General features: G+C 39.6%; 11 protein-coding genes and 1 tRNA gene. All 12 read left to right on the top strand.

Annotated elements, in window-relative coordinates:
- Positions 1-7 precede the first annotated feature (7 nt).
- The 12 genes from fusA (at position 8) to FXX65_RS09660 (ending at position 13,591) form a co-directional block, all read left to right on the top strand.
- Positions 8-2,074 carry an elongation factor G gene (fusA, locus tag FXX65_RS08720; RefSeq protein WP_147615950.1) on the top strand — a complete coding sequence of 689 codons (2,067 nt, stop codon included), beginning with the start codon at positions 8-10 and terminating at the stop codon, positions 2,072-2,074.
- Between the two features lie 101 nt (positions 2,075-2,175).
- Positions 2,176-2,257: transfer RNA gene (locus FXX65_RS08715), tRNA-Leu, on the top strand.
- A 64-nt stretch (positions 2,258-2,321) separates the two neighbouring features.
- On the top strand, positions 2,322-3,122 hold the full coding sequence (locus tag FXX65_RS08710; RefSeq protein WP_147615949.1) for a DUF554 domain-containing protein: 801 nt from the start codon (positions 2,322-2,324) through the stop codon (positions 3,120-3,122).
- A gap of 66 nt (positions 3,123-3,188) precedes the next feature.
- Positions 3,189-4,307, top strand: a complete 1,119-nt coding sequence (locus FXX65_RS08705; RefSeq protein WP_147615948.1) for an ABC transporter ATP-binding protein — start codon at positions 3,189-3,191, stop codon at positions 4,305-4,307.
- Positions 4,308-4,434: 127 nt separating this feature from the next.
- Complete coding sequence (locus tag FXX65_RS08700) at positions 4,435-6,366, top strand: ribonuclease catalytic domain-containing protein (protein WP_147615947.1); 1,932 nt, start codon at positions 4,435-4,437, stop codon at positions 6,364-6,366.
- Between the two features lie 63 nt (positions 6,367-6,429).
- A complete protein-coding gene (locus tag FXX65_RS08695) occupies positions 6,430-7,758 on the top strand; it encodes an aspartate kinase (protein WP_147615946.1) in 1,329 nt (442 codons plus the stop codon).
- A 172-nt stretch (positions 7,759-7,930) separates the two neighbouring features.
- Positions 7,931-8,710: a 4-hydroxy-tetrahydrodipicolinate reductase gene (dapB, locus tag FXX65_RS08690; RefSeq protein ID WP_147615945.1), complete on the top strand. Its 780-nt coding sequence runs from the start codon at positions 7,931-7,933 to the stop codon at positions 8,708-8,710.
- Between the two features lie 207 nt (positions 8,711-8,917).
- Complete coding sequence (locus FXX65_RS08685; protein WP_147612728.1) at positions 8,918-9,160, top strand: OadG family protein; 243 nt, start codon at positions 8,918-8,920, stop codon at positions 9,158-9,160.
- Between the two features lie 20 nt (positions 9,161-9,180).
- Positions 9,181-11,235, top strand: coding sequence for a sodium-extruding oxaloacetate decarboxylase subunit alpha (oadA, locus tag FXX65_RS08680; RefSeq protein ID WP_147615944.1), 2,055 nt, complete (start codon positions 9,181-9,183; stop codon positions 11,233-11,235).
- A 73-nt stretch (positions 11,236-11,308) separates the two neighbouring features.
- Entirely contained in the window at positions 11,309-12,781 is a 1,473-nt protein-coding gene (locus FXX65_RS08675) for a sodium ion-translocating decarboxylase subunit beta (protein WP_147615943.1), read from the top strand.
- A gap of 75 nt (positions 12,782-12,856) precedes the next feature.
- A complete protein-coding gene (locus FXX65_RS08670) occupies positions 12,857-13,237 on the top strand; it encodes a hypothetical protein (RefSeq protein ID WP_147612725.1) in 381 nt (126 codons plus the stop codon).
- Positions 13,238-13,450: 213 nt separating this feature from the next.
- Positions 13,451-13,591: a hypothetical protein gene (locus FXX65_RS09660; protein WP_187116251.1), complete on the top strand. Its 141-nt coding sequence runs from the start codon at positions 13,451-13,453 to the stop codon at positions 13,589-13,591.
- The last annotated feature ends 31 nt before the right edge of the window (positions 13,592-13,622 follow it).

The raw sequence follows: 13,622 nt of genomic DNA, 5'->3' as shown, positions 1-13,622 counted from the left end.
AAAGAAGATGGCACAAGATTTTTCAAAGATGCGCAATATCGGAATCATGGCGCACATAGATGCTGGAAAAACTACAACAACAGAACGAATACTTTTTTACACTGGAAAAATTCACAAGATTGGCGAAATTGACGATGGCGCTGCAACTATGGATTTTATGAAGCAGGAACAAGAACGAGGCATAACGATAGCTTCTGCTGCCATAACGACACAGTGGAAAGGCTACACGATAAATATAATCGACACTCCGGGGCACGTGGATTTTACCGCAGAAGTTGAACGCTCGCTTAGAGTTTTGGACGGTGCGATTGCGGTTATATGTGCGGTTGACGGAGTTCAGCCACAGACAGAAACAGTCTGGCACCAGGCGGACAAATTTAACGTTCCTCGCCTTTGTTTTGTAAACAAGATGGACAGAGTTGGTGCAGATTTTTTCTATTCGATAAACGATGTAAAAGAAAAATTTGGAGCAAATACCGTTGCCTTGCAGCTTCCTATCGGGCAGGGAGAAAATTTTGAAGGCCTTATCGACTTAATAAAAATGAAAGAAATCCGCTGGAATCAGGAAGATGAAGGCGAAACTTTTACAGAAACAGATATTGCTGATGAAAGACTTGCAGATGCAAACAAATGGCGCGAAAAACTCATAGATGATGTTGCTTCAAGCGATGACGAACTTGGGAATGTATATCTTGAAGGAAAGGAAATTTCTAATGAAATGCTAAAAGCGGCAATAAGGCGCTCAACTATCAATCGCTCTATCGTTCCTTGCGTTTTGGGCTCTGCCCGACGCGATAAGGGAGTTCAGCCTTTAATAGACTGTGTCATCGACTATTTGCCTTGTCCAACCGATGTTCCGCCTGCAAAAGGGATTCACATCAAAAAAGACAAAGAGGAAGAAGTTGAAGTTTTCTGCGACGAAAAAAAGATGCCTTTAGGACTTGTCTTTAAGATTCAGCAGGACAGGGAAATGGGACCTTTGTGTTTTGTTCGCGTATATTCAGGAAAATTCACAGCAGGAAGCCAATATTTAAATGTCGCAAAGAAAAAACGCGAGCGCGTAAACAGAATTTTGCGTGTAAATGCAAACCGAATGGAGCAGATGGATAGCGTTAGTGCTGGCGATATTGCAGTTTTTGTAGGATTAAAACTCGCTTCAACTGGCGACACTTTAGGTTCAGAAGGAATGCCAGTGATGCTCGAAAATCTAAAATTTCCGGAGCCTGTAATTTCTATCGCGATAGAACCAGAAACTCTTTCGGATAAAGATAAGTTGACAGAAACTCTTGCCATCATGAGTCGCGAAGATCCAACTTTTACAAGCCATGAAGATGCAGAAACAGGTCAGCTTATAATAAGCGGTATGGGCGAACTTCATCTCGACGTTCTAGTTACGAGGATGAAAGACGATTTTGGAGTAAAAGCACATGTTGGCGCTCCTCAAGTTACTTATCGAGAATCCGTAAGTACACAGGCAGAAGAATCCTGCGTTTGGGAAAAGGTGCTTGCAGGAAAAGAAAATACCGCATCCCTTACTTTAACTATAAATCAAAATCCTCAAGGAACAGGAAACACTTACGAATGTGCTGTTGCAAGAAATCAAAACATTCCAGAAGAAATTTTTGATGCAGTAAAAGCCGGAATAGAAAATTCATTTGCAGCAGGAATTCGCTATGGCTATCCTTGTGCAGATGTTGGCGTAAAGGTTACAAAAATCGACTATAACGAAATTTCTGGAACTCCTTTTGCATTTACTGCCTGTGCAGCGCAAGCCTTTGACGAAGCCGCACGCAAGGCAAATCCTCAAGTTTTAGAGCCTGTTATGAGCGTCGACATAACTTGTCCTGTTGAGTTTGTTGGCGAAGCGATAAGCCAGATTACACAGCGAGGAGGAATTATAAGCGGTCAAGATTCAAAATCGTCTGGAGAAATAGTGCACTGTACTGCTCCCATGGCAAAGATGTTTGGATTTTCAACAAATCTGCGTTCAGTAACTCAAGGAAGGGCAAGTTTTAGCATGGAATTTTCGCATTTCCAGATAAAACAGGGAGGACTTGATAATTCTTCTTTTTGATAAAAGTTTTATTTTTTAAATTTTATAAAAGTAAATTTGTAAAAAAAAGCAATTTTTTATATTGACCAATTTTAAGTGATTGGCTAATATGTCATTCACCTGCGGGGATGGTGGAATTGGTAGACACGCCAGCTTGAGGTGCTGGTGACGCAAGTCGTGGCTGTTCAAGTCAGCTTCTCCGCAATTTTAGGGACTGTTCATTTTGAGCAGTCCTTTTTTATTTTAGTCTGACTGTATCGGAGTTTTTATGATTGCTGTTTTTATAAACTGTTTTTCTATTGCTTTAGGTTCTTTGATTGGAATTCTTTTTTCAAAACGCATTGCTCAAAAAATAACGGATTCAATTCAACTTGCTTGTGGTGGAGTTACTATTGTTATGGGAATCCAGATGGCTTTTAAATATCGAAATGTTGTCTATCTTGCTCTTTCTATGGTTTTGGGCGGAATTTTAGGCACTGCGCTCGACATAGATGGGAAGGTTTTAAAAGTTGGAAAAGCTTTGGCTCGCATATTTAAACAGGAAAGTGAAGATACAAATGAAGATGCAAAAATTCAAACTTCTGGAGAGATAAATCGTGGACTTACAGAATTTGCAGAAGGTAAACCTAAAAAAAACTTTGCGTATGCTTTTTTAAATTCTTCTGTTTTGTTTTGCGTTGGTGCAATGGCCATAGTGGGTTCTCTTAAAGCAGGCATAGAAAAAGATTATTCAATACTTTTGTTAAAATCCGTATTGGACGGTTTTATTTCGATTGGAATCGCTGTTGCAATGGGAGTTGGAACTGTTTTTAGTGCTGTTTCAATTTTGTTATATCAGGGAGCTTTGACGGCGCTTTCTGTTTTGATTGAACCTTTTGTAAGCGAAAAATTGATTGCAGAGCTTACAGGTAGCGGTGGAATACTGGTATTTTTTATCGGACTAAACTTGATGGGAATAAAAAAGATAAAAACTGCAAACTACATTCCTGCCGTTTTGTTTTCTGTGATTTTTGTCGCACTTGAGCCTATCGTTATTTCTTCTATTGAAAAAATCCATCATTTTTTTTAAGATGACATTCATAATATAATCCCTTAGAGAGCGTTTGCTTTCTTATTGCCACGAGGAGGAAACTAAATGGCAAAGGTTGAACTTAAAGGCGTTACAAAAATTTACGACGGCAATGTTCTTGCTGTAGAAAAATCAAATGTAACTATCGAAGACCGCGAATTTTGTGTATTCGTAGGTCCATCTGGTTGTGGAAAATCTACAACACTCCGCATGATTGCAGGTTTGGAAGACATCACTGGTGGTGAACTTTACATCGACGGCGAGTTGATGAACGATATTCCGCCAAAAGACCGCAACATTGCGATGGTATTCCAGAATTATGCGCTTTATCCGCACATGACTGTTTACGATAACATGGCTTTTGGTCTAAAAATCCGCAAGGTAGACAAGGCAGAAATTGAACGCCGTGTTCGAGAAGCATCTCGCATTCTCGATTTGGACAATTATTTAACTCGTAAGCCAAAGGCTCTTTCTGGTGGACAAAGACAGCGCGTTGCAGTAGGACGAGCAATAGTGCGCTCACCAAAAGTATTCTTGTTTGACGAACCTCTTTCTAACCTCGACGCAAAGTTGAGAGTTTCAATGCGTGCAGAAATCGCAGATTTACATCATCGCTTGCAGGCTACAATGATTTACGTTACACACGATCAGATTGAAGCGATGACGATGGGCACAAAAATCGTTGTAATGTCAGACAGACGCATCCAGCAGATTGGCGAGCCATTGTATCTTTACAATCATCCAATCAACAAATTTGTTGCAGGCTTTATCGGAACCCCTCCAATGAACTTCTTTAAAGTAAAGATTGCAGAAAAGAACGGCAAAGTTGTAGCAGATGAAGGAACATTCTCTCTCGTTCCAACAGAAACTCAGCAGAAGCATTTAAAAGCATACGTTGGAAAAGATGTCTGGTTTGGTGTTCGCCCAGAAGACCTCGAATATCACGCAGCTCCTGCTTCAGAAAACAATATGTCTGTAAAAGTTACAAACAAAGAACCACTCGGAGCAGAAACTCACGTATTTGTTCAGATTCAAAATGTGAACATCGTTGCCCGCTGTGAATCTAATGTAAATCCAAGCCTTGGCGACACTGTAAACTTTACTCCAAATATGGAAAAGGCAAAGTTCTTTGCAATGGATACAGAGATAAACATCTGCGAACCAGAAATCGAAAAGAAGTGGTAATTTGCACCTTTAATTGATTTTTAAGTAAATCCCCGTTGCGTTTGTGGCGGGGATTTTTTTTGTCTTTGTATTTTGAATTGAAAAAGCTGAATTTATCCTGTAAAATCCTCGCTTGAAAGTGGGGCGTATGAAAAAAAATTCCGTTGTAATATATAAAAATGCTTGTTCGCTTGTTGGGGATTTTGAAGGTGAAAAATTTAGCGTAACTTGGTGCGTAAGCCGAGCCTGCCAAACTGGAAAAAAAGTCGTTTTTGCAAGTCAAAAAGTTAGGAGCCGCGATGTCGTAGTTTTGAGCGAAGATTCTGCGACAAGCCTTGACTCTTGCCTTGATTTTGAAGAACTCGCTTTAAAAAAAGAAGGTGAAGTTTTTAAGCAGCTTGAAGAACTTCACGAATTGCTTTTGAGCGAAGAAGATACTTCGTCTTCGCCTATAGGATTTGATGATTTTTTTGAACTTTTGAGAGGAACAAAAAAGCCAGATGAATCTTGGGGTGTGTATCGTGCCGCAAAAGAAAGTTTGCTTTTTGAAGAAAAACTTGATTCTACGGACGTAAATAATGTAAAAATCAGTTTTGTTCCACGTTCGCTGGAAAAAATTGAAGAGATTAAAAATAAACTTTTTGAAAAAGAGCACTCGCAAGAGTTGAGGGAACTTTTTATAAAGCGCCTTAGAAATTTTTCTTTGGATTTACCTTCAGATTCTCGTTTTATGGGCGAAGTTGAAGCCTTTGCTCTTGGAATGAGCGACAAATGCAAAGTCCTAAAAGAAGCGGGATTTAAAGAAACTCCAGAAAAAGCTCATGAAATCCTATTAAAAACAAAAATCTGGGATATAACTCGTAATCCTTATCCGTTAAGGTGGGGCTTGAGTGCTAAGAGTGCGGATATAACATTAAAAACTCCGCCAGAAGAAGAAAGGTTTACAGTTCCAGGCTTTAGTTATGCGATAGACAGCCCATGGTCTACAGATCCAGACGACGCTATAGGTTTTGACGGTGAGTTTTTGTGGATTCACATTGCAGATCCTGCAAGCACGGTTTTTCCAGACAGCCCTATCGAAAAATCTGCCCGCAACAGAGGTGCAACTTTGTATCTTCCTGAAGGAGCAGCCCGCATGCTTTGCGAAGATAGCATAGAAGATTACGCTTTGGGTTTAAAAGAAAAAAGCCTTGCTTTAAGTTTTAAGATAAAGTTAGACGAAAATTGTGAAATTCAAGATTGCACGGTGCTTAGAACAATAGTAAATGTAAAACGCCTCACCTATCAAAAAGCAGATGAACTAAAGGATAGTCCAGAATTAAAGCCACTTTTTGAGATTGCAAAAAAAAATGCACAGCGCAGGGCAAAAAAAGGTGCAATGAGCGTGAATATGCCAGAGATCCATGTGAGCGTTGATAGCCAAACCAAAAAAGTTAGCCTTGAAGAAGTTGTGCACTACGAAAGCGGAGAAGTTGTTCGCGAAGCGATGATTCTCGCAGGAGAAGGAGCGAGCCTTTTCGCTTTTAAAAATTCCATTCCGATTCCTTTTATAAGCCAGGATTCTAGCGACATTCCATCGGATATTCCTTCTGGGCTTGCCGGGCAGTATCGCCTTAGAAGGTGCATGCGAAAACGAAATGTTGGAGTAACGCCTTCTTCTCATGCCGCTTTAGGATTGAGTATGTACACTCAGGTTACTTCACCCTTAAGACGCTATGGGGATTTGCTTGTTCACGAACAGTTAAGGGCGTTTATAAAGGGAGAAAAATTGCTCGATAAGGATGAAGTTTTGCTCAGGGTAAGTGCAGGAGACGCTGCGGCAAGAGCTGCAAAACAGGCGGAACGCAATAGCAATCTCCATTGGACTCTTGTTTATCTCCTGCAAAATCCCACTTGGAAAGGAACCGCGGTTTGCCTTTCTATAGAACCAAAGCAGACTGTATTTTTTATAAAAGAATTGGGGATAGAAACTTCGATAGCAGGAATTAAGTGCGAATTAAACGGCGAAATAAGCGTAAAAGTTCAGAAGATAGACCTTCCAAAATTGGAAGTGGTTTTTACTTCTTGTGAAGAGTCTTAACTTTTTTTCACGTCTTAATTTTTAAGTTGAGCAGGTGTGAACATTTCGTTATAATTTTCGACTATGATTGTAATGAAATTTGGCGGCTCTAGCGTTGCCGATGCGCAAAGAATAAAGCACGTTGCTTCTATAATTAGTGAATACAAAGACGAGAGGCCTTTAGTCATTTTAAGTGCTATGGGCGATACAACAGATTATCTTCTGGAAGCGGCGGATTTTGCTGTAAATGGGAAAGTCGACATCGATAAGATTGAAAAACTGCATTTTGAAACTGCCTCTATACTCGGCATAGATGTTTCTGAAATAAAAGAACTTTTAACTGAACTTAAAACCCTGCTTACTGGTATAAGCATGTTGCATGAACTTTCAAAACGCTCAAGGGATTATCTTGTGAGTTTTGGCGAGAGAATGTCTGTTCGTATGATGGCTTCGTATCTAAACACTTTAAAAGTTCCTGCAAAATTTTATGATGCGTGGGATGTTGGTTTTGTAAGCGATTCCAATTTTATGAATGCGGAGCTTTTAAGCGATGTTTGGCAGACGATTCCTCAAAAATTTAGCGATTACAAAAAAGGCATTCAAAAAGAAATTCCTATTGTTACGGGTTTTATAGCAAAAGATAAAAACGGCGTTATAACAACTTTAGGGCGCGGAGGCTCCGATCTTTCTGCAACAATGCTTGGCTCTGCTTTGGGCGTTGATGAAATTCAAACCTGGAAAGATGTTGATGGTATATTGACCACTGATCCTCGCATCGTAAAAGAGGCTCGCACTGTTCCGGAAGTAACTTACGAAGAAGCGCAGGAACTTGCAATGTTTGGAGCTCAGGTTTTGCATCCACGCTCTATGGTGCCATGTGCAAAGAGTAAAATTCCTGTACGAGTAAAAAACTCTTACAACATAAAAAGTTCCGGCTCTGTTATTTTAGAAAAACATACAGGAAAAACTCCTAGGGTTATCGCTATAACAAGCGTTAAAAACGTAAACTTAATCGATATTCAGTCTAACAATATGTTTGGAGCTTCAGGATTTTTGGCACACGTGTTCAACCAGTTTTTAAAATGGAATGTAAGTGTTGATGTAATTGCAACTTCTGAAGTTTCTGTTTCTCTTACTGTAAACGGAAGTTGTGATCTTACAGGACTTGTCGAAGATTTAAAAAATGCTGCTGCTGTAACTGTAAAAAAAGATAAGGCTATTGTTACGATAATCTGCGATGCTTCAAATTCCAGTTCCATACTTGAAGATACCTTTACCGCGTTGAACAAAGCAAAAATCAATGTGCAGATGATTTCTCAGGGGGCGAGCAAAGTTAATATAAGTTTTTTGGTTGACACGAGTCAGTCGAATCAGGTTGTGCAGATTTTGCATTCTGCTCTTTTTGACTTGTAGATATAAAACGCAATAGCGATCGTAGCACCGCTTTGCGTTCGTAAGCGACTTTGAAAAAAGCGCGTCGAATGAAGCGCTTTATGCGCGTAAGTGCGAAGAGCGCGACGGCAGATTTTCTGCCGGATTGCCCAAATTAAAAATATAATGAGCATTCATTTTAGGGAGTTTTGTTATGAAAATTGCACTTGTTGGATACGGAAAAATGGGGCACATGATTGAAAAATGTGCTTTGGAAAGCGGAAACGAGATTGTTGCTACTGTCGACATTTCTGCAAAGGATGCTTCTTGTATTGTTGGCATGGGCGACGGCAGGGCGGTTTTTGAAGCTGTAAAAAAAAGTGGAGCCGAGGGCATTATTGAATTTTCGCATCCGTTGAGCGTTATCGGCAATTTAGAGGCTTTGATTCCGCTGGGACTTCCTGTTGTTGTTGGAACTACTGGCTGGGCTGAAAAAGAAGATTATATCGCTGATTTATGTGCAAAAAATGAAGGCACTGTTATGAGGTCCTCTAATTTTTCGATTGGTGTCAATATGTTTTATAAGATTGTGGAAGAGGCTGCAAAAATTATGGCCGAATACAGCGAATATGATGTTGCGGTTTGGGAAGCGCACCACAATCAAAAAGCAGACAGCCCTTCTGGAACTGCGCTCGAAGTTGCAAGGCGCATAATGACCGGCAATAAAACAAAGACAAAAATGGTTTTTGACGCTTTTCACGAGCGGCCAAAGGTTGAAGAACTGCATGTAAGTTCAACTCGAGTGGGATTTGTGCCAGGAACGCACACTGTATTTTTTGATTCTCCTGCTGATGAAATTGAACTTACGCACAGGGCGAGAAATCGCGAAGGTTTTGCAAAGGGGAGTGTTGTTGCTTTGGAAAAGCTCGTTGCAAAATTGAAAAGCGGTGAACTTTTAAAAGGTAAACTCTACGGAATGCAAGACCTTTTTTAGCGATTGTTTTGCTGGCGGATTTGACGCAATTTTTTTTCGATTCGTCGCGATTTTTTAGTTTTTACGGCGAGCAAGCCATTGTAATTTCTCTTAAAGATAAAATATATCAAACTGTTTGCTCCTTTTTGTCATATTGAATAAAGCCCTTTATTTATTTATAATCGTTCAAATTATATTTATTTGAATTTCATTTTTCATGGGGGAAATATGACAATTGGTTCTATGCTAAGTCAGAGTGCAATTCTTACTCTGCTTGGGATGTGTGTCGTTTTCGGTTTTCTCATTATCATGATTGGATGCATGAATTTGCTTAGAATTGCAGTTCGTGCTTTTAACCTTGATAAAGAAGAAACAAAAACAGAAACTGTTGCAGCGCCTGCTACTTCTGTTGCAACAGATCAAAAGGCTGTGGTTGCTGCTATTGCAACTGCCTTGCACAATAAAAACTAAAAGCAAAAAGGAAAAATAAAATGGCTAAGAAAATAGGAATTTCTGAACTCGTACTGCGTGATGCAACTCAATCGCTTCATGCAACTCGTATGACTTTGGCAGATATGTTGCCAATCGCTCCTAAAATTGACAAAATCGGCTATTGGGCTGCGGAAGCGTGGGGTGGAGCAACTTATGACTCTTGTATCCGCTTTTTGAATGAAGACCCTTGGGAGCGCCTTAGAAAGCTCCATGCGGCAATGCCAAATACAAAAATCATGATGCTCTTGCGTGGACAGAACCTGCTTGGTTACCGCCACTATGCAGACGACGTTGTTGATAAATTCGTAGAGGCTGCTTCTAAAAACGGCGTTGATGTTTTTAGAATTTTTGATGCTTGCAACGACCCTCGTAACCTTGAACGCGCTACTAAAGCTGCAAAAAAAACTGGCAAACACGTTCAGATGGCAATCTCTTATGCGACAACTCCATATCACACAAAAGAAATTTATGCAGACCTTGCAAAAACTTATGCTGATTTTGGTGCTGATTCTATCTGTATTAAAGATATGTCTGGCCTTTTAAAACCATTTGAAGCTTATGACCTTGTAAAAGCGATTAAAGCGAAAGTTGACCTTCCTGTTGAAATTCACTCTCATGCAACAACTGGTCTTTCTGTTGCAACTTTATTGAAGTCTGCTGAAGCTGGCGCTGACGTTCTTGATACTGCAATTTCTTCTATGGCGATGGGAACTTCTCACTCTCCTACAGAAACTGTTGTAGAAATGCTCAAGGGAACAGAGTTTGATACTGGCCTTGATATTTCTGCTTTGCTTGAAATTGCCGCATATTTCCGCGAGATTCGTCATCACTATGCTTCTTTGGAATCTAAATTCCTTGGAGCAGATACACGCATTTTAAAATCTCAAGTTCCTGGCGGTATGCTTTCTAACCTTGAAAGTCAGTTAAAACAGCAGGGTGCTTCTGACAAGATGGACGAAGTTTTAAAAGAGATTCCGCTTGTTCAAAAAGACGTTGGTTATGTTCCACTTGTAACACCAACATCTCAGATTGTAGGTACTCAGGCTGTATTTAATGTTTTGTTTGGACGTTACAACAATATGACTGGCGAATTCCGCGATCTCCTTACAGGAAGATACGGTAAAGTTCCAGCAGCTCCAAATCCAGATCTCGTTAAAAAGGCTCTTGAACTCAATAAGATGGATAAAGCTGTTGAATGTCGCCCAGCAGATTTGATTGAACCTGAATGGGATAAAATGGTTGAAGAATCAAAGAAAAACGGTGGAAACGGCTCTGTTGAAGATACACTCACTTATGCTATGTTCCCTAAGGTTGCTACTAAATTCTTTGAAACAAGGGCAAATGGTCCTGTTGATGCAGAAAAGACTTTTGGTCTTAAAGAAACTCCAAAAGCCGCTGCTTCTTCTAACGGTTCATACACTGTTACAGTAAACGGCCAGGCTTACAATGTAGTTTCTAACGGAGACTCTGTTACTGTTGACGGTGTTCCTTACAATGTTTCTTTTGGTGCTGCTAGTGCAAATGCCGCTGCACCTGCTGCCGCTCCCGCTCCTAGCGTTGGCGGAGAAGATGTAAAAGCTCCAGTTGCAGGAACTCTTCTTAAACATTGCTTTGCAAACGGAACAAAAGTTTCTAAAGGTCAGACTATAATAATAGTTGAATCTATGAAGATGGAACTTGAAGTAAAATCGCCAGCAGACGGAACAATAACATATACAGTTCCTACAGGAACTCAAATTGCTAACGGACAGGTTATTGCAACTATTGGCGGTGTTGTTAAGGCAGCTCCAGCTCCTTCTCCTGCACCTAGTGCTTCTGCTGCTCCTGCCGTAGCGGTTTCTGGTGGAAAGACTGTAACTGCTCCTGTTGCAGGTACTTTGCTCAAATATGCAGTAGCTGAAGGTGCAACTGTAACAGCTGAAACAACAATCATCATCATAGAATCTATGAAGATGGAACTTGAAATAAAAGCTGGTGCACAGGGTAAAGTTCACTTTACTGTTCCAACAGGAACTCAAGTTTCTAACGGACAGGCAGTTGCTTCTATCCAGTAAGCAAAATGAGGAGAAATCAAAATGTTTTTCAGACGGATTTCTCCTTGCTTAAATCTTTTTAGGAAATGTTAAAATGATTGATTTGAATAAAAATTATAGAAAACAGGTGATGAGCGTTTGCCTTGCAATTTTTGCAGTTGCCTTTGTTTTGAGTGCCGGAACTAAGGTTTTGGCTCAGACAAAAGTTGCTCAGGAAAAAACAACATCTGTTTTACCAACTAATTCTCATGAAGGTGAAGGTCTTGACCGTATTATAAAAGGAACTGAAACTTGGGGTGACGAATTCAACATAAATCCGATTCAGTTTATACAGAATATTGGAAAATCAACTGGCTTTTACAAAATGTTCATTGAGAGTGAAGAAGATGTGATGGCTGAAAATGCCAACGCAAAAGAACTTGAACATGCTGTAGCACATTCAAATAACACAAATTGGGGAACTTCTCCTGGCTGGCAGTCATTCCTGATGATGTGTGTAGGTTTCCTTATCATATACTTAGGTGCAGGCCGAGGATTTGAGCCTCTTTTGCTTATTCCGATTGGAATGGGTACTGTTTTGGTAAATGCCGTAGGTGCTGGAATGGGTAATCTACCCGACGGAATGCTTGCAATAATCTATAAAGCTGGTGTTGGAAACGAATTTTTCCCAATGCTGATATTTATGGGCATTGGCGCGATGACAGACTTTGGTCCGCTTATCGCAAATCCTAAAACAGCTCTTTTAGGTGGTGCTGCACAGTTTGGTGTATTCTTTACACTCTTTGGTGTTGCTGTTTTGAATCTCTTGGGGCTTAACTACAACATGATGCAGGCTTGTGCTATTGCAATCATTGGTGGAGCAGACGGTCCAACTTCTATCTATGTTTCTGGAAAACTTGCCCCAGAATTGATGGCAGTTATCGCTGTTGCCGCATACTCTTACATGGCACTTGTTCCTATGATTCAGCCTCCTGTTATGAAGTTACTCACAACAAAAAAGCAGAGAATGATTCACATGCCAAATCCAAGGACTCCTTCTAAAACAGAAAAAGTTCTGTTCCCAATGCTTTTGCTTTTGATAACTATCCTCTTGCTTCCTCCTGCTGCTCCTTTAATCGGTATGCTTGCATTTGGAAACTTTGTAAAAGAATCTGGTGTTGTAACTCGTCTTTCTAAAACAATGGAAAACGAATTGATGAACATAGTTTCTATCTTGCTTTCTTTGGGTGTTGGTTCTCAGATGACTCCAGAAAAGATAATCCGCGGAGAATCTCTTGGTATAATCCTTTTGGGACTTATTGCGTTTACCGTTGCTACTGCTGGCGGTGTTTGCATGGCTCATTTGATGAATCTCTTTTTGCCAAAATCAAAGAAAATCAATCCACTCATCGGTTCCGCAGGCGTTTCTGCTGTTCCAATGGCTGCTCGCGTTGCGCATAGAGTTGCACAGAGCGAAGATCCAAGCAACTTCATCCTTATGAATGCGATGGGACCAAATGTTGCAGGTGTAATTGGAACTGCGATTGCCGCAGGTGTATTCATTGCAACTTACGGAGGATTACGCTAGTCGTATCCACAAAGGCAAGTTATCGTGTGCATTTAAAATTTGCGTTGCGATAACTTGTTATTTTATAAATAGAAAATGGCAGACTTTTATGTCTGCCGAAATTTTATGCGAAAGACTGTTTTTTTTCATATTTTTTGTTCGCTCTTATTGCTCTTTGCTTGTTTTGACAGTTCTGTAAAGAAAACTGCAAAAATTACAAGCGATAATTATGTTCAGCTTGTGAGTGTTCCCGAAAATGATGAAACTCTTTTGATTTTGCCGACTATAAAAGACACAAAAATAGTTGACCGACAGAATTTTCGCTCTTGGGACAACATTCCCGATTTTATTTCTTTAAAAGAAAAATCTTTTACTAAAAATTCAATTTTTATTGGAATTAAAAAATTTGATTCTTTTATTCCCCTATCTTTAAATAAATTTCTAACCTTTTTAATAACTGAGCAAACTTTTGCTTAGATTCTCTTAAAAAAAATCACAGACAATCTTTAAAATTATCGCATACAGGAGTGAAAAATGGCTTTTGGTATTGTTATAGCTATTTTTGTTGTGTCCACCGTGGTTTGTATTGTTTTATTTAGATAAGATTTTGAAAATTTTTAATGATAAATAAAAACGGTGAGATTTATAGAATTTTAAGTTTAAATACTGAATTTTTTTTTGGAGATAAATATGATATTAGGTTTGATTACAGTTGCTTGTATTTTAGTTGGATGTGTTGTTTTTTCTTGGCTTGGTGTAAAAATCGATAGCGCCACAGATTTTATAATTGACGCAATGGATAAAAATCGCGACAAAACTAAGGCAGCTTAGTTTTATTTATTCATATAAAGATTCAAGGGTT

Source organism: Treponema pectinovorum (assembly GCF_900497595.1).
GTDB classification, from domain to species: Bacteria; Spirochaetota; Spirochaetia; order Treponematales; family Treponemataceae; genus Treponema_D; species Treponema_D pectinovorum.
This window is presented reverse-complemented; position numbering and strand designations above follow the sequence as displayed.